We start from the raw sequence: 17,385 nt of genomic DNA, 5'->3' as shown, positions 1-17,385 counted from the left end.
CGCAGAGCAGAGAGCAGCCCAGCATTTGGGGCAGACGGGGTCGCATTCGGGGTTGGCCCTGATATGGGAAATCGGCGCGATCATAAGGGGAACAATGGTGATTTGCCAAGCAGAATGGATAGATCCTGCACTAACCATCTGGTTGATATTTATTCTCAATTAGCCATCATGGATCACCCTGATGAATCGCGAGGGGAGAGCGAGATGACACCAGAAAGTTGGCAGCGTTACATGCTGGAGGCGGAGCGGTCGTGGCAGGCCGGTTCGCTGGGGGCCGCCGTCTGCTTCTATCAGCAGGCGCTGGGGGATGTTTACGAGATGAGCGAGGTTGAGCTTGCCGAACTGGCCACCATGCGGGTCGCCACCTGCCACCGGCTGGCCGACTTCTGGCGGTCGATGGATGAACCCGCTTACGAGCTGCGTTATCTCAAGCTTGCCGCCGAACTGGTGACAGCGCTGGTGCCGCAGTGCCCCAACCGGGAGTGCGAGGCGCTGATCAGCGAGCTGGGTTGCTGTCGCGGCGCCCTGCTCGCCTTCTTGAAGCGCCATCCCAACCCCGAAATAGCCAAACTGATCCAGTTGCAGGACAAGGTACAGGGCTGCGAACTGATCGGCCGCTTTCGCCTCAACTGACAGGCGTCGATCTCAGCTGCGGCGTTTGAGCCTGTGGGCAATGCGCTGCTGCGCCTCTTCTCCTTGCAGCGCTTGGGCGAAGGCGCGCGCCTCCAGATCGATGACGAAGTGGACCGCCTGTTTTAGCTCCTGTTTCATTAGCGCCTTGCTCTTTTGCACTGCTTTGGGCGCCTTGCTTGCCAGCTTGAGCCCCTGCTCGCGGGCAAAGGCGAGCAGGGTATCGGCCGCCACCACCTTGTTGGCGAGCCCGAGCCGCAGCGCCTCTTCTGCATCGATTGCCTCGGCCAGCAGCAACAGCTCCGCTGCCTTGAGATGACCCACCATGCGCGGCAGCAGCAGGCTGGAGGCGAACTCCGGCACCAGCCCCAGCTCGACAAAGGGGAGCTGCAGACGGGCGTTATCCGCCAGATAGACCAGATCGCAGTGGAGCAGGATGGTGGTGCCGATCCCCACCGCCGGGCCGCCGACTGCCGCGATCACCGGCTTGGGAAAATCGGCCAGGGTGTGGAGGAACTGCAGGATGGGATCGTCGGCCTCCAGCGAACTCTTGCCGACGAAATCGGCCAGATCATTGCCCGCAGTAAAACAGTCGCGCTGACCCTGCAGCAGCAGGGCGTGCACCTCCTCATCGCTTGCCGCCTGCTGCAGGGCACTCACCAGCTGCTGATAGAGGGCGGTGTTGAGGGCGTTGCGCTTGTCGGGGCGGTTGAGCGTCAGGGTGAGCAAGCCATCCTGCTGCTCGGCGACGAGAATGGGGGCCATGTCTAAATCCTTGTTATTGAAGGGTGCAAAAAAGATTACTGCTGGAGTAACCTTGGTGCCGTTTAACAACATCATAAAAGGATTTCAACCATGTTTAAACGTGCGCTTTATTCTCTGCTGGTGCTTGGCATGGCTGCTCCCGCGCTGGCCAAGGTGGATGCTGTGGATGGCTATGTGCGCTTGCTGCCGCCGGGTTCCCCCAACACGGCCGCCTTCATGGTGCTCAAGAATGACGCCGACCAGCCGGTCAAGCTGGTGGCGGCAGCCTCTTCGGCGGCGGGCCGCGCCGAGCTGCATACCCACCTATACAAGAATGGAGTGATGAATATGCGTCAGGTCGAGAGCATCGAGATCCCGGCCAAGGGCGAAGTGGCGCTTCAGCCCGGCAGCTTCCACATCATGTTGTTCGAGATTGGCGCGCTCTCCGAAAAGAGCCCGATGCCGCTGACCCTGACCATGGACGACGGTCAGAAGCTGGATTTGTCGCTGCCAGTGAAGCCGATTGAGCCAATGGCTGGCATGAAGCATATGAAGCACTGACATTTGTCGTCGCTGGTTTAGCATTCGCGCTGGGTATTTTGGCTGTGCCGAGTAAAATAGTGCTCTTTTCCATGTATGCAAGAGGAAGTGACGTGATGAAAAAGACGCTGATTGCCGGTGTTGTACTGGCTCTGTGCAGCCAGGGGGCCATGGCCGCTGATGACTGGCGTTTTGCTGCCGGTGCTGATGTATGGGCTGCTCAGGGTAGTGGTCAGGCTTACGGTGCAACTGCCGATGGCAGCTATGACGACAGCTATAACTGGAACGGCTATCTGCAGCTGGAACACGGCATCATCTTCCTGCCGAACGCCAAGTTTGAAATCTCCGATTTCAGCACCTCCGGCGGCAACTTCAAGAACGACCTGACCGCCTACGATCTGAGCCTTTACTACCGTCTGTTCAACAACGATCTGTTCAAGATCGATCTGGGCATGACCGGTCGTCACTACGATGGCGAACAGGTTTACATCGGTCGCAAGGGCTATGACGACAACACTCTGATGGCCTATGCCGGTAGTGAAGTGAAGGTCCCGGGTACCGGCATCTCCTTCTTCGGCGATCTGCGCACTCACGATGCGGACAACTATGACTACCGTCTGGGCGGTGCATACAAGTTCTCTTCCGTGCCGGTCAAGCTGCGTGCCGGCTGGCGTGAAGCCAAGGTCGACTTCGCCAACATCGACCAGTCTGTTGATGGCTGGTTCATGGGTGGTGAGTTCACTTTCTAATCTGACCGTCATGACAATGGGGAGTGATATTCTTCGCCAACATCTATCAGAGCATTCTGTTGATGGCTGGTTCATGGGTGGTGAATTCACTTTCTAATCTGACCGTCATGACAATGGGGGGTGATATTCTTCGCCAACATCTATCAGAGCATTCTGTTGATGGCTGGTTCATGGGTGGTGAGTTCACTTTCTAATCTGACCGTCATGACAATGGGGAGTGATATTCTTCGCCAACATCTATCAGAGCATTCTCTGTTGATGGCTGGTTTATGGGTGGTGAATTCACTTTCTAATCTGACCGTCAACTGACGACGAGGAGCGATAATGGGCCACATCATAGTGACAGGTGCCGGTTCCGGTCTGGGCCGGGCGCTGACCATTGGGTTGGTTGAGCGGGGCCATCAGGTCTCCATGATGGGGCGCCGTTATCAGCGACTGCAGGAGCAGGAACAACTGCTCGGCAACGCGGTGATCGGCATCGCCGCCGATCTGGCGCACCATGAAGAGGTCGACGTTGCCTTCGCCGCTGCGGTGGAGTGGGGCGGCCTGCCCGACATGGTGCTCCACTGCGCTGGCGCTGGCGAGTTTGGCCCGGTCAGTGTCTACACCGCCGAGCAGATCCGCCGGGTGGTGGAGAGCAATCTCATCTCCACCATTCTGGTGGCTCAGCAGACGGTGCGCCTTATCGGCGAGAAGGGCGGGGTACTGGCCAACGTGCTCTCCTCCGCCGCGCAGGTGGGCAAGGCCAACGAGAGCCTCTACTGCGCCTCCAAATGGGGGATGCGTGGCTTTCTGGAGTCGTTGCGCGCCGAGCTGAAAGGCTCGCCGCTGCGGCTGGTCAACCTCTATCCGGGCGGGATCCGCAGCGAATTCTGGGATAACTCGGATCACGTTGACTCGAGTGGTTTCATGACTCCGGAAGATGCGGCGGCCTATATGCTCGACGCACTGGAAGCTCGAAGCAGCTGCCACGTGACCGATCTCTTTATCGGTCGCAATCCCTGAGGCAGCTATCCGTCATCCGGTTGTGGTCGTCAGAGCACACAGAAACAAAAAGCGCGCCATTTGGCGCGCTTTTTTATTCAGGCAAGGGGGCGGAATTAACGGCCCAGCTTGGCCTTGAGCATGGCGATAATCTCGCTGATGGCCACTTCCTGCTTCTCGCCGGAGCGGCGGCACTTGTACTCCACCACGCCGTTGTCCAGACCGCGATCGCCGATGACGATGGCGTGCGGCACACCCAGCAGCTCCATGTCGGCGAACATCACGCCCGGACGCTCTTTACGGTCGTCGAACAGCACGTCCACACCGGCCGCTTTCAGCTCTGCGTAGAACTGCTGTGCCTGTTCGGCCACGCGCTCGGATTTGTGCATGTTCATCGGCACGATGGCCACTTCGAACGGAGCGATGGCATCCGGCCAGATGATGCCGTACTGGTCGTTGTTCTGCTCGATGGCGGCGGCCACCAGGCGGGAAACCCCGATACCGTAGCAACCCATCTCCATGGTGACGGACTTGCCGCCTTCGTTCAGCACGCTCGCCTTCATCGCTTCGGAGTACTTGGTACCCAGCTGGAAGATGTGGCCCACTTCGATACCGCGCTTGAGCAGCAGCTTGCCCTGGCCGCACGGGCTCGGGTCGCCTTCTACTACGTTGCGCAGGTCGGCAACTTCGTAAGCGGTGATGTCGCGATCCCAGTTGGCACCGGTCAGGTGGAAACCGGTCTCGTTGGCGCCGCAGACGAAGTCCGCCAGATGGGCGGCGCTGCGATCGACGATGATGCGACCGGCAAAGCCGACCGGGCCGATGGAGCCTGCGTCGCAACCGGCGGCCGCTTTGATCTGCTCGTCGTTGGCGAAGGTCAGCGGGTTGGCTACGCCAGCCAGTTTCTCGGCCTTGATTTCATTCAGTTCGTGGTCGCCACGCAGTACCAGCGCGATGACGGCCTGCTTGCCGTGCTCATCTTCCTCTGCCAGTACCAGCAGGGTTTTGGCGATGGCGGTCGGTGCCACGTTCAGGAAAGCGGCCACTTCGTCGATGGTGTGAACGTTCGGGGTAGCAACCTTGGTCAGGGCTTTGGTTGCGGCAGCGCGCTCGCCAGCTGGCGCCAGCGCTTCAGCCATCTCGATGTTGGCGGCGTAATCTGATGTATCGGAGAAGGCGATCAGGTCTTCACCGCTCTCGGCCAGCACCTGGAATTCGTGGGAACCGGTACCACCGATGGAGCCGGTATCGGCCTGCACCGGACGGAAGTTCAGACCCATGCGGGTGAACGCCTTGCAGTAGGCGGCGTGCATCTTCTCGTAGGTATCGACCAGAGACTCTTTGTCGATGTGGAAGGAGTAGGCATCCTTCATCAGGAATTCGCGGCCACGCATCACGCCGAAACGGGGGCGCACTTCGTCGCGGAACTTGGTCTGGATCTGGTAGAGGTTGAGCGGCAGCTGCTTGTAGCTGTTCACTTCGTAACGGATCAGCGAGGTGATCACCTCTTCGTGGGTCGGGCCCAGTACGAAGGGACGGTTGTGACGGTCGGTCAGACGGCACAGCTCGGGGCCGTAGTCATCCCAGCGGCCGGACTCCTGCCACAGCTCGGCGGGCTGAACCACCGGCATGGAGACTTCGATGGCACCAGCATTGTTCATCTCTTCGCGAACAATGTTCTCGATTTTCTTCAGTACCCGCAGACCGGTTGGCAACCAGGCATACATGCCGGAGGCCAGTTTACGGATCATCCCGGCGCGCAGCATCAGCTGGTGGCTGACAACTTCAGCGTCGGAGGGGGTTTCCTTGAGAGTGGAAAGCAGATATTGGCTGGTACGCATCGCGGTAGACCTTAGCTAGAACGGGCGCGGGGCCCAGGATAATTTCAAGGGCGGAATTTTAACAGGCTGGGCGTTGCGGCCCAAGGGCTAAATTTGCCGCAGCCGCGAAAGGGCGGCGCGGGCCGGCCATCTTGTCCGGATCGGAGGGGATGCCCGGCTGGCCATCATCGGCTGGCCGGAGGCGCATGTGACCGCAATTGGCTTGGTATAAGTAAAAGTTTGGCCATTTTAGGAAAACCCATAAATTTGATTTATACCGCGTGGTTTGTCCCTGTAACGGGCCGCAGCGTGCCACTGATGGCTCGATAGGGGGATTGGCCGATCCTGACGGGAGCTACCTTGCCGCAACCAGCGGTGAACGGGGGCTGGCGGGGCGTTGCTCACGGGCCATTTGGCCGGGATGCAAAAGCGGGGCGGGTAGTACCACAACCATTGGGCTTTTAATGCCTGCAATTTGGCCGGATCTCCGCTAAACTCTGCCACCTTTTCGTGACGGGTCGGCCAAACCGGCCCCGTCGCCCCCTCTTTATTTGTACTTTTGGAGCCGCTCATGCCGCTAGTGGGACATCAACACCAGATCGAGATCCTGGAACTGACCGACAAAGGAGATGGCAAAGGACGCCTGTTCGACCGCCCCCTGTTTGTCGAAGGTCTGCTGCCGGGTGAGCAGGCGTTGGTCGAGCTGACCGAGGTCAAGCCCAACTACCTGCACGGCAAGGTTGCCGAGCTGCTCCAGCCCTCCGCCGACCGGGTAGCCGACTTCTGCCCCAACACCGAGTGCGGTGGCTGTCAGGTGCGTCCGCTGGCCTATCCGGCCCAGCTCAAGCTCAAGCAGGCCCTGGTGCAGAGCGCCCTGGCGCAGGCCGGGCTGGGTGACACTCCGGTCAAGGATATCCTTGGCATGGAGAGCCCGTTCGCCTATCGCAACAAGGCGCAATATGCAGTGCGTGGCTGCGATGCCGGTGCCGAGATCGGTTTTTATCGCAAGCACTCCCACGACCTCATCACCGCCGATGACTGCGCGGTGCAGGACTCGCTGCATGTGGAACTGAACGCCCGGGTGCGCAACTGGATGCGCGAGCATGACATCGCCGCCTATGACGAAGTGAACCACACCGGCTGCGTGCGCAACCTGATGACCCGCAAGGGCTTCAAGAGCGGCGAGCTGATGGTGGTGCTGGTGACCCTGAGCGAAGAGCTGCCGTTCGAAGCCGAGCTGCTGGCTGCCCTGAGTGATCTGCCGGTCACCACTCTGGTGCAGAACATCAACGATGAGCGCACCAACCGCATTCTGGGCGCTACCAACCGGGTGCTGCTGGGCGAAGGGGTGATCCGCGACAAGATCCACGAGCTCGAGTTCGAGATCTCGCCGCTCTCCTTCTTCCAGAACAACCCGACCCAGACCGATGTGCTCTACTCCAGCGCGCTTGAGTATGCCGAGCTGACCGGTAACGAAACGGTGTTCGACATCTATTGCGGTATCGGCACCATCTCCCTGTTCCTGGCCGGCAAGGCCGCCAAGGTGGTGGGGATCGAGTCGGTCGAGAGCGCCATCAGCGATGCCCGTCGCAACGCGGCCCTCAACGGCATCGAGCACACCGAATTCCACGTGGGTAAAGCCGAACAGCTGATGCCCGAGCTGCACGCGCAGGGCGTGACCGCTGACGTGGTGGTGATGGATCCGCCCCGCAAAGGCTGTGACAAGGCGGTACTGCAGACCCTGGTCGCCATGGCGCCCCGTCGTCTGGTCTATGTCTCCTGCAACCCGCAGACTCTGGCCCGCGATCTCGCCTGGCTGGTCAAGCAGGGCTTCGTGCTGGATGAGGTGCAGCCGGTCGATATGTTCCCGCACTCCATGCATGTGGAAGCAGTTGCCCGCCTGAGCCTGCCCGCCAAGGCATAAGTCAGTCCCTGATTTCTGCCCATAAAAAACGACGCCAGCTGGCGTCGTTTTTTATGGGCAGAAATCCTCCGTGGCAAATCGTGAGTCATCCACTGGTTAATTAGTTGCACACTTTGTAGTACACCTCGTTCCACTGCAGGGTCTGCTTGAGCTCGGGGATGCGGGTGTGCTCGTCGATGACCACGCACTCGATGCCCATGAGGTCGGCGAAGGTGCGCAACTGCGCTATATCCACCGACTGGGTAAACACCGAGTGGTGGGCGGCCCCGGCCAGGATCCAGGCCTCTGCGCTGGTTTGCAGGTCCGGCATGGGTTGCCACAGGGCGCTGGCCACCGGCAGTTTCGGCATGGCCTCTGGCAGGTCCACCACTTCCAGCTGATTGACCACCAGCCGGAAGCGGTTGCCCAGATCGATGAGGCTGGCGTTGACCGCCTTCCCGGCGGGGGCCGCGAACAGCAGGCGGGCCGGGTCGGCCTTCTTGCCTATCCCTAAGTGCTGGGCATCCAGCACGGGTTTATCGGCGGCGATGGAGGGGCAGACCTCCAGCATATGGGCGCCCAGCACCAGGTTGTTGCCCGCCTCCAGATGGTAGGTGTAGTCCTCCATGAAAGAAGTGCCGCCCGCAAGACCTGCCCCCATCACCTTGAGGGTGCGCAGCAGGGCCGCGGTCTTCCAGTCCCCTTCCGCGCCGAAACCGAAGCCTTGCTGCATCAGGCGCTGACAGGCGAGCCCCGGCAGCTGGTGCAGGCCGTGAAGGTCTTCAAAGGTGGTAGTAAAGGCGCCAAAACCGCCGTCGGTGAGGAATTTCTTCATCCCCAGCTCCTGGCGCGCCGCCTCATAGAGGGAGGCGCGAAGCGGCCCGCCCGCCTGCACTGCCTCGGTCAGGGTGTAGCTCTCTTCGTATTCGGCCAGCAGCGCCTCGATGTCGCTTGCAGGCACGGCGTCGATCACCTTCACCAGATCGCCGACCGGGTGGTAGTTCACCTGATAACCGAACTGGATCTGAGCCTCAATCTTGTCGCCCTCGGTAACCGCCACGTTGCGCATGTTGTCGCCAAAGCGGGCGATCTTCAGGTGGCGGCTGTCGTGAATGGCAGCGGCGACTCGCATCCAGTTACCCAGCTTACGGTGGGCCTCTTCATCCTGCCAGTGACCGACCACCACGGTGCGCGGCAGGCGCAGGCGAGCCCCCATGAAACCAAACTCACGGCCGCCGTGGGCGGTCTGGTTCAGGTTCATGAAGTCCATGTCGATCTCGCTCCAGGGTAGCTCTCGGTTGAACTGGGTATGGAACTGCAGCAGGGGTTTTTGCAACTGGCTGAGGGCCGGGATCCACATCTTGGCGGGGGAGAAGGTGTGCATCCACACCATGAGCCCGATGCAGCGCTGGTCGTGGTTGGCATCGCGGGCTACCGCGCTTATCTCGTCGAGGGTGGTGCCGGTAGGCTTGAGCACGATCTTGACCGGCAGGCTGGCGTGCTCATTGAGCTGGCTGGTGATGGTGTGGGCGTGATCGGCCACCTGCTTCAGGGTGGCGGCGCCATACAGGTGCTGGCTGCCGACCAGGAACCACACTTCCAGCTGTTTCATCAATTCCATCTTGGTGTCCTCTGTTTATGCTTTTGTCTGGCCGTAATAGGCGTGTGAGCCATGCTTGCGCTGGTAGTGCTTCTCCAGCAGGTAATCAGGCAAGAGGCGGGCCGCGGGGTTGATCTGGCCGGTGAGCCAAGCCATGCGGGCCACTTCTTCCAGCACCACGGCGTTGTGTACCGCGTCCTCGGCACTCTTGCCCCAGCTGAAGGGACCGTGGTTGGCCACCAGCACCCCCGGCATGGTGAGAATGGGCGTCTGCTTGAGGGTCTCGACGATGAGGTGACCGGTCAGTCCCTCGTAATCCTCCTCCACTTCACCCGGGGTGAGCAGGCGCGAGCAGGGGATCTCGCCGTGAAAGTAGTCGGCCTGGGTAGTGCCGAAAATGGGGATGGCACGCCCCGCCTGGGCCCAGGCGGTGGCGTGGGTGGAGTGGGTGTGCACCACGCCGCCAAGCTCGGGATAGGCGCGATAGAGCACCAGATGGGTGGCGGTATCGGAGGAGGGGCGCAAGGTGCCTTCCACCTGCTTGCCCGCCAGATCCAGCACCACCATGTCCTCCAGCAGCATCCGCTCATAGCTGACGCCACTCGGCTTTATCACCACCAGATTGCGCTCTCGGTCGATGCCGCTGACGTTGCCCCAGGTGAAGGTCACCAGCTCGTGGCGCGGCAGATCCAGGTTGGCGACGAGCACCTGCTCCTTGAGCATCTTGAGGTTCATGCCGGTATCCCCCGGTTGTAGAGCGGCTCGGCGGCGGCGCCCCAGGCGAGGTAGCGCTGGTAGAGGCGCTCGTATTCGGTGACCCGCTCAGGGTCAGGCTGGTGGGTGCGCTCCACGGCGCTCGCCATGTGGCGCTGAGCCTTGGCCACATCGCCGTGGATCCCGGCCGCTACGGCGGCAAAGATGGCCGCTCCCAGGGCGCAGCACTGATCCGAGGCCACCACCTGGATGGGCCTGTTCATCACGTCAGCGCAGGTCTGCATCACGGTGGTCGACTTGCGGGCGATGCCGCCAAGGGCGATCACCTGTTCCACCGGCACCTGCTGGTGGGTCATGCACTCCATGATGCTGCGGGCCCCAAAGGCGGTGGAGGCCACCAGGGCACCGAACAGATCGGGCACATCGGTGCCGAGGTTGAGCCCGGTGACGGTGCCTTGCAGGCGCTGGTTGGCGTAAGGGGTGCGGCGACCGTTGAACCAGTCGAGCACCACCGGCAGGTGGGCCAGATCGCGCTTCTGCTCCCAGGCGGCGGCGAGGCTTGGCAGCAGCTCCCGCTTGTGGGCCTCGATGGCGGTGCGCAGCTCCGGATACTGGGCGGCGAGGCTCTCCAGCGGCCAGCCGAGCTGGCGCTGATACCAAGCATAGATGTCGCCGAACGCCGATTGCCCCGCTTCCAACCCCACCATGCCCGGCACCACGCTGCCGTCCACCTGGCCGCAGATCCCGGCAATGGCGCGGTCACCGATGGTGGCTTCGTCGGCGATCAGGATGTCGCAGGTGGAGGTGCCGATCACCTTGACCAGCGCATTGTTGCCGGCCCCTGCCCCCACCGCCCCCATGTGGCAGTCAAAGGCGCCGCCGGCGATCACCACCTCGCAGGAGAGATGCAGCCGCTCCGCCCACTCCGGGGTCAGGGTGCCGACCGGTAGATCGGCGGTCCAGCTGTCGGTAAAGAGCGGGTAGTCGAGATCCTCGGTCAACAGCGGATCCAGCGCGTTGAGAAACTCGGCGGGGGGCAGGCCACCCCAGCTCGGGTGCCAGAGGGATTTGTGGCCGGCGGAGCAGCGCCCGCGCCGGATGTCGGCCGGGGCCTGGGTACCGCTCAGGATGGCGGGGACCCAGTCGCACAGCTCGACCCAGTTGCAGGCGGCGGCGCGCACCGCCGCGTCACTGCGGGAGACGTGCAGGATCTTGGCCCAGAACCACTCGGAGGAGTAGACCCCGCCGATGTAGCGGCTGTAGTCGGGGAACTGGCCGCCGTGGCACAGCGCCGTGATGGCCTCCGCCTCCTCGATGGCGGTGTGATCCTTCCACAGCACGAACATGGCGTTGGGGTTGTCGGCAAACTCCGGACGCAGGGCCAGCACGCGCCCCTCTCTGTCGATGGGGGCAGGGGTGGAGCCGGTGCTGTCCACCCCGATGCCACGCACGGCGGTGCGCTGACTCGGCGTGAGTTGGCTCACCACCGCGACCACCGCCTGCTCCATGGACTCCAGATAGTCGAGGGGGTGGTGGCGGAACTGGTTGTTGACCGGTTGGCAGTAGTGGCCTGCCTGCCAGCGGGGGTAATAGACGACATGGGTCGCCAGCTCGGCGCCGTCCTGGCAGCGCACGGCGAGTGCCCTGACCGAGTCGCTGCCGAAATCGAGTCCGATAACGATGTGCTCGGACTTGGGGTGTTCAGACATACGTGTTCCTGACTATCAAGAAGGGGTGACTGGTGAGGAACCATATGAGATGGATTGGACGGACGGTTAGCCATTGGCTGCTGGAAATATGGATTTATACGCTGTCAGTGTAAGAGGGGGACGATCCGCCAGAGTTTGATATGTGACTATTTCGCTAAATATATAGATAAAATAGCTGCAATCTTATGGCGTGATCCTGCTCTCTATTTTTTATCGATAAAACGTTTATAACTTGGCTCTCTCATTTAAATTAAACAGTAACGTCATGTTTTAAAGTGTTTTTATACGGATGCTAAGTAAATAAACGGAACCACTGCACTGCTACATGGATTGATAGAGCAGTTGGAGACACTTGTATGAACAAAATAGTTAAAAGCATGATTGCAGTAGGTTTTTCAATTTGTATGGTAAATACTGCTTTTTCTGCATTGAAGCTGTGCTAACTGGTTAATCTGCCTGGTTCAACGAAGAGACAGATGTGGTGCTCATCATTCGCGACAACGTCAAGGCTGAGTAGCAAAAGAACAGTCAGTAATTGATGTTATCAACATCCTGATACCAATATGGCAGCTTGCACTATTCCTGTTGGTTGGAGTGATGGCATGAATCAATCTGTTTTTTATCTGGAATTTTTCGATATCAGCAAGGTGTTTCCCGGCGTCAAGGCGCCGAAAAACGCCTCCTTCTTATGCCAAGAGGGCACGATGCATGCGCTGATGAGGGAAACTGTGCCGGCAGGTCCATCCAGCTCGGGATCATCCCCTCGGACGGGTTGATAACCCTCTGATTCATGTTCTTCGACCTGCGGTTCAATAAGACCACCATAAGTTTCAAGCTGGTGGTGTCTTAGTCTGTGCGCTGGGGCGTGTCTCCATGATGGGGGCATCGATAAGATCGTCTAAATCATCGCTGAGGTTCCGCCCCCAAGGTTAATGGAGACTACGTAACATCTCCTCCTTTGCCAGTACTTGGTATGTACCTGATCTTGCTTGCCGTCATGTTGTGCGAGCACTACAAACAGGTTCGCAATGATCCACTCCAGCAGGCGCAAGCCGCAGAACCTGAGCTTGCACTGTTTATAGATGTTGCTGGTTGCACTAGAGCACACTCATTGTGAGCCAGTTCAACAATTTCACACAGTGCTGGCCCGTCAGATAGTGGGTTCCTAACATGAGTCTTTATAATGGTCTTTGTCGATTCTTTTACTCAAGCTCTGTTTTCCGCCATGTCCTCAATACAAAAAGAGAAGCCTAAACAACTTAATCCTCTGTTGCCCGGCTACGCCTTTGACGTGTTCCTAGTCTCTGACATGACACCTATCGAGCGAGGCAGTGCACTCGACTTCATCATTGATCGCCCCCAAGGGATGAAGGGTTTTATCGTCAATCTGACCATCAAGGGCAAGGGGCAGATCTTTCAGGGCGATCATGCGTTCACAGTGGAGCCTGGCGACTTGTTGTTGTTCCCGCCGACGGCTGTACATTACTACGGCCGGGCACCGGATGCGCAGGAGTGGTATCACCGTTGGGTCTATTTTCGGCCGAGGGCCTATTGGGCCGACTGGCTCAAGTGGCCACAGGTGACGAATGGTGTGGGGTGCTTGCAACTGGCGGATGCCGAGTTGCTGGACGAATTTGATGCCCTGTTTCTTGACATTGAAGAGACCCATAAGCAGCTGAGACCTATGTCGGAGCAGCTGGCGATGAATCTGTTGGAGCGCCTGCTCATTCGCTGCTATGAGGCCTCTTCCCTCAATGCCTATCCCACAATCGATCACCGGGTTCACCAGGCGTGCCAGATCCTGAGCGAGTCGCTCTGTGCAGAGATCTCGGTGGAGGCGTTGGCGGAGCAAGTCTTCTTGTCCCCCTCGCGGCTGGCCCACTTGTTTCGCGAGCAGGTGGGGGTGAGCATAGTGCGCTGGCGCGAGGATCAGCGGATCATGCGGGCCAAGTTGCTGCTGCAGACCACCCCCATGTCGGTGGCAACCATAGGCCAGCAAGTCGGTTATGATGATCAGCTCTATTTCTCAAGAGTGTTTAAAAAAAGAGTTGGTGTAAGTCCGACAGAATATCGTAGATGCGCCGCTCCACTTTGATATTTTAGCTCGCCGTCAATTAGAACATGCAAGAATTAGGTGCGGAATGACGGTTCAGTTTTTGTTATGTTAATTTGGTTGAGATTTGTCATTAATGATGATTTTATGCTAGAAAAACATCACAGGATTAGCCTCCTGTTTAATGCTAATAAAGCTTATGATCGGCAGGTGATCGAGGGAGTTGGTGAGTATCTACAGGCTTCTCAATGTGACTGGGATATCTTTATTGAAGAAGACTTTTTGGCCAAGCCGGAACGTATTCTTGATTATCTGGGGTGTGGTGTTGATGGTGTCATCGCCGATTTCGATGATCCACAAATTCGAGCATTGCTTTATGATATCAAGGTGCCGCTGGTTGCTGTAGGTGGATCCTACCATAATCACGGTGAATATCCCCATCATCACTATGTGGCAACAGATAATCAGGCATTGATTAGTAGCGCTCTAGAGCACCTAAAACAAAAGGGTCTAACGCATTTTGCTTTTTATGGTGTGCCGTCATCTCCACTGCGCCCTTGGGCACATGAGCGAGAGCAAGCGTTTGTTCGCCTTATGCAGCGAGAGATGCAACCACCCAACGTATATCTTGGTTTGGAAACCTCGCCAGAGAATTGGCAATATGCGCAAAATAGACTGGCGGATTGGTTGCAAAATCTACCCAGTCAAACGGGTATAATTTCTGTAACTGATGCGAGAGCTCGTCATTTATTACAAATATGTGAACATACTGGCATTGCCGTTCCAGAACACTTATGTGTGGTCGGTATAGATAATGAAGAGTTGACCCGATTTTTATCTCGTACGGCCCTGACATCCGTCTTGCAGGGCACTTGTCAGATGGGGTATCAAGCTGCCAAGTTATTACATCAACTGTTGTTAGGTCAGCCCCCCGCTAAGTTGATGCGAATTAAAATAAAACCAGTAGGTATTATTGCCCGTAGCTCGACAGATTTTCGTTCATTGAGCGACCCCTTAGTTGTACAGGCAATGCACTATATTCGACGTCATGCTACCAAGGGGATCAAGGTTGAGCAGGTGCTTGATGCCATTGGTGTGTCGAGGTCCAATTTGGAGAATAGATTCAAAATTGAAACAGGCCAGACATTGCATGGTGCAATTCATACTGAAAAGCTTGAACGAGCCCGTCAGTTGATAATCAATACCAGCCTGCCTATCGGTGATATCTCTATCACATGTGGTTATCCATCAGTGCAGTATTTTTACACTGTATTCAAAAAAGAAATGGGGCTTACGCCAGGTGAATATCGTGAGCGGCATTGTGGTTTGTTGAAAACAAGTAACATCGAGTGTAATTAAATCAGAAAATATATTTAACTTGATTATGTGGCGACCGAAGTCGCCATTTTATTATTCACCTTGCATCAATGGCAATAACTGTTGATACAGACGGCGGAAGGTACAATGTCTGGCTTGGTATTCTACATGTCGCTTCAGGTCTGGCACATGTATCTGGGATAACTCCAGTTTTGGTAACACATCCTCTACATGGCGTTCAGGTTGACAACTCATTTGAGCTAAACGAGCCGCACCGAGAGCTGGCCCGACGTCACCGCCGACTCGATACTCCATGGTCATTCCGCTGATGTCTGCCAACATTTGACGCCAATAGGGGCTGCGGGCACCACCACCGATCAGGGTTACTTGTGTCGGTTTGATGCCACAAGCATGGACGGCTGTCATGCCATCAGCTAGTGCAAAACTCACCCCTTCGAGTACGGCGCGACACAGGTCGGCTCGTTGATGCTCATGAGTTAGATTAAAGAAACTACCTTTGGCGTGAGGATTGTTATGCGGGGTGCGTTCACCACTGAGATAGGGCAAAAAATAAGGTGGTGTGCTGGCTGGCGGGCTGGTTTCGATCTCAGCAAATAGTGCTGCGACACTGGGTAGACCGGTAAGATTGGCGACCCAATCCAAGCATGATGCAGCGCTGAGCATCACTGACATCAGATGCCAGCGTTCGGGTAGGGCGTGGCAAAAGCTGTGTACCGCTTGCTCTGGAGCGGACAAGAAACCATCACTCACGATAAAATAAACACCCGAGGTGCCAAGTGAGAGCATGGCTTGGCCGGGTTCATATAGCCCCACACCAACGGCACCGGCGGCATTATCGCCACCACCACCGATGATTGGTACTGGGTTCATGCTCCAGTGGCGGGCTTGTTCCCGGTTCAGGTAGCCGCTGATCTGATTACCCTCCAGCAGAATTGGCATTTGGGCACGGCAAAGACCAGTAGTGGTCAGTAATTCATCGTTCCAGTCGCGTTTTTGCACATCCAGCCACAGAGTACCCGCAGCATCAGAGAGATCAGTGGCAAAGTCGCCACTCATACGCCAACGCAGATAATCTTTGGGCAGCAATACTTTGTCAATTTGTGCAAATAGCTCGGGCTCGTTCTTGGCCACCCACAGCAGTTTGGGAGCGGTAAAGCCCGGCATCATCAGGTTGCCGGTAATATGGCGTGAGTTGGGGACTCGTTGCTCTAGTTCAACGCATTCGGCAGCGCTGCGCCCATCATTCCACAAGATAGCCGGACGCAAGATGCGCTGTTTGGCATCGAGCAGAGTGGCCCCATGCATTTGGCCACTGAGCCCAATCGCCTTGACATGGTCGAGGGCAATTTTTTGTCCAAGTGCGTGTACCACATGATCGGTGGCTTGCCACCAGAGCTCGGGATTTTGTTCAGACCATAATGGGTTAGGACGGGACACTTCCAAAGACGCGGTTTCGCTGGCTATTACCTGCCCCTGGTCATTCATGACTATGGCTTTGACACCCGATGTGCCTAAATCAATGCCCAAATACATAACAGAACTCCTGTAAAGACAGCTGCCCCAGCCGGGGAGGGGGCAGCAGGTGACATCAGCCAAACAGGTGACGGTTAACTATGTTTTCCAGCATTTCTTGCCGACCTGAACGATGCTGCGGCGCCAGATTATTGAGCTCGACATGTTTTGATAGGGATTCTATTGAGAAATTTCCGGTCAGAATTTGGCGACCCAGATCACCGCTCCAACCGGCATAGCGTTTGGCTACATGGTCGGCCAGCTCGCCACCTTGCAGCATGGCTGCAGCTTTTTTCAGGGCCAGAGCCATGGTATCCATTGCACCAATGTGGCCATGGAACAGGTCATATTTGTCGGTGCTCTGACGACGCACTTTGGAATCAAAGTTGAAACCACCAGTGGTAAAGCCACCAGCCTTGAGAATTTCGTACATGATCAAAGCATTTTCTTCAACACTGTTGGGAAACTGGTCGGTATCCCAGCCTAGCTGTGCATCGCCACGGTTGGCATCGATTGAGCCGAAGATCCCCAAAGAGATAGCGGTCGTGATTTCGTGATGGAAGCTGTGGCCCGCCAGGGTTGCGTGGTTTGCTTCGATATTGACCTTGATCTCTTTTTCCAAACCAAACTGCCTGAGGAAACCATAAACAGTAGCGGTGTCGTAGTCGTACTGGTGTTTGGTCGGCTCTTGTGGTTTGGGTTCGATCAATAGAGCCCCACTGAAGCCTGACTTGTATTTGTGTTCAACCACCATCTGCATAAAGCGACCCAGTTGCTCACGTTCTTGACGCAGATCGGTATTAAGCAGGGTTTCGTAACCTTCGCGGCCACCCCACAACACATAGTTTTCACCACCCAAACGTTGTGTAGCCTGCATTGCATGGAGCACTTGGGTGGTTGCGTAGGCAAAAACTTCCGGATCTGGGTTGGTAGCAGCACCGGAAACGTAACGTGGATGGGAGAAGCAGTTAGCGGTCCCCCACAACAATTTCATGCCTGTATCTTGTTGCTTGGTGGCCAGAACATCGGTCATGGCTGCAACGTTGTAGATATACTCTTTGATTGAGTTGGGCGTTGTTAATGGGATGG

The 17,385-nt window shown here is 57.4% G+C and carries 15 protein-coding genes; 8 read left to right on the top strand and 7 right to left on the bottom strand.

Going from position 1 to position 17,385, the window contains the following annotated elements; all coding sequences use genetic code 11:
- Positions 1-204: 204 nt before the first annotated feature.
- Positions 205-633 carry a DUF2753 family protein gene (locus ACE1BR_RS16115; RefSeq protein WP_374872006.1) on the top strand — a complete coding sequence of 143 codons (429 nt, stop codon included), beginning with the start codon at positions 205-207 and terminating at the stop codon, positions 631-633.
- A gap of 12 nt (positions 634-645) precedes the next feature.
- On the opposite strand, the gene ACE1BR_RS16110 is transcribed toward ACE1BR_RS16115, so the two are convergent.
- Entirely contained in the window at positions 646-1,395 is a 750-nt protein-coding gene (locus ACE1BR_RS16110; RefSeq protein ID WP_374872004.1) for an enoyl-CoA hydratase-related protein, read from the bottom strand.
- A 90-nt stretch (positions 1,396-1,485) separates the two neighbouring features.
- Between ACE1BR_RS16110 and ACE1BR_RS16105 the strand changes: the two genes are divergently transcribed.
- The 3 genes from ACE1BR_RS16105 (at position 1,486) to ACE1BR_RS16095 (ending at position 3,668) form a co-directional block, all read left to right on the top strand.
- Positions 1,486-1,935, top strand: a complete 450-nt coding sequence (locus tag ACE1BR_RS16105; RefSeq protein ID WP_374872002.1) for a copper chaperone PCu(A)C — start codon at positions 1,486-1,488, stop codon at positions 1,933-1,935.
- Between the two features lie 95 nt (positions 1,936-2,030).
- Positions 2,031-2,663 carry a TIGR04219 family outer membrane beta-barrel protein gene (locus ACE1BR_RS16100; RefSeq protein ID WP_374872000.1) on the top strand — a complete coding sequence of 211 codons (633 nt, stop codon included), beginning with the start codon at positions 2,031-2,033 and terminating at the stop codon, positions 2,661-2,663.
- A 324-nt stretch (positions 2,664-2,987) separates the two neighbouring features.
- A complete protein-coding gene (locus ACE1BR_RS16095; protein WP_374871998.1) occupies positions 2,988-3,668 on the top strand; it encodes an SDR family oxidoreductase in 681 nt (226 codons plus the stop codon).
- A 95-nt stretch (positions 3,669-3,763) separates the two neighbouring features.
- On the opposite strand, the gene ACE1BR_RS16090 is transcribed toward ACE1BR_RS16095, so the two are convergent.
- Positions 3,764-5,488, bottom strand: a complete 1,725-nt coding sequence (locus ACE1BR_RS16090; RefSeq protein WP_374871996.1) for a proline--tRNA ligase — start codon at positions 5,486-5,488, stop codon at positions 3,764-3,766.
- Positions 5,489-6,038: 550 nt separating this feature from the next.
- Between ACE1BR_RS16090 and rlmD the strand changes: the two genes are divergently transcribed.
- The gene (rlmD, locus tag ACE1BR_RS16085) at positions 6,039-7,391 is read left to right on the top strand and encodes a 23S rRNA (uracil(1939)-C(5))-methyltransferase RlmD (RefSeq protein WP_374871994.1); all 1,353 of its coding nucleotides are present in this window, start codon (positions 6,039-6,041) and stop codon (positions 7,389-7,391) included.
- A gap of 100 nt (positions 7,392-7,491) precedes the next feature.
- On the opposite strand, the gene araA is transcribed toward rlmD, so the two are convergent.
- Genes araA through ACE1BR_RS16070 form a run of 3 tightly spaced genes read right to left on the bottom strand, consistent with a single transcriptional unit; the run spans position 7,492 to position 11,393 of the window.
- Positions 7,492-8,991 carry an L-arabinose isomerase gene (gene araA / locus ACE1BR_RS16080; RefSeq protein WP_374871993.1) on the bottom strand — a complete coding sequence of 500 codons (1,500 nt, stop codon included), beginning with the start codon at positions 8,989-8,991 and terminating at the stop codon, positions 7,492-7,494.
- A gap of 15 nt (positions 8,992-9,006) precedes the next feature.
- Positions 9,007-9,705: an L-ribulose-5-phosphate 4-epimerase gene (locus ACE1BR_RS16075; protein WP_374871991.1), complete on the bottom strand. Its 699-nt coding sequence runs from the start codon at positions 9,703-9,705 to the stop codon at positions 9,007-9,009.
- Entirely contained in the window at positions 9,702-11,393 is a 1,692-nt protein-coding gene (locus ACE1BR_RS16070; RefSeq protein WP_374871989.1) for a ribulokinase, read from the bottom strand. The genes ACE1BR_RS16075 and ACE1BR_RS16070 overlap by 4 nt, the downstream gene beginning before the upstream one ends.
- A gap of 602 nt (positions 11,394-11,995) precedes the next feature.
- On the opposite strand from ACE1BR_RS16070, the gene ACE1BR_RS16065 reads away from it, so the two are divergent.
- The 3 genes from ACE1BR_RS16065 to ACE1BR_RS16055 all read left to right on the top strand — a co-directional run bounded on the left by ACE1BR_RS16065 (position 11,996) and on the right by ACE1BR_RS16055 (position 14,805).
- Positions 11,996-12,169: a hypothetical protein gene (locus ACE1BR_RS16065; protein WP_374871987.1), complete on the top strand. Its 174-nt coding sequence runs from the start codon at positions 11,996-11,998 to the stop codon at positions 12,167-12,169.
- 407 nt (positions 12,170-12,576) lie between these two features.
- On the top strand, positions 12,577-13,488 hold the full coding sequence (gene araC, locus ACE1BR_RS16060; RefSeq protein WP_374871985.1) for an arabinose operon transcriptional regulator AraC: 912 nt from the start codon (positions 12,577-12,579) through the stop codon (positions 13,486-13,488).
- A gap of 105 nt (positions 13,489-13,593) precedes the next feature.
- Positions 13,594-14,805: a XylR family transcriptional regulator gene (locus ACE1BR_RS16055; RefSeq protein ID WP_374871983.1), complete on the top strand. Its 1,212-nt coding sequence runs from the start codon at positions 13,594-13,596 to the stop codon at positions 14,803-14,805.
- A 51-nt stretch (positions 14,806-14,856) separates the two neighbouring features.
- Here the strand turns inward: ACE1BR_RS16055 and xylB are convergent, their stop codons facing one another.
- Positions 14,857-16,317, bottom strand: coding sequence for a xylulokinase (gene xylB, locus ACE1BR_RS16050; RefSeq protein ID WP_374871981.1), 1,461 nt, complete (start codon positions 16,315-16,317; stop codon positions 14,857-14,859).
- A gap of 55 nt (positions 16,318-16,372) precedes the next feature.
- Positions 16,373-17,385 (bottom strand): xylose isomerase (locus ACE1BR_RS16045; RefSeq protein WP_374871979.1); only part of this gene is annotated, 1,013 nt, incomplete at its 5' end.

It is taken from the genome of Aeromonas sp. MdU4, from assembly GCF_041929505.1.
Taxonomy (GTDB): Bacteria; Pseudomonadota; Gammaproteobacteria; order Enterobacterales; family Aeromonadaceae; genus Aeromonas.
This window is presented reverse-complemented; position numbering and strand designations above follow the sequence as displayed.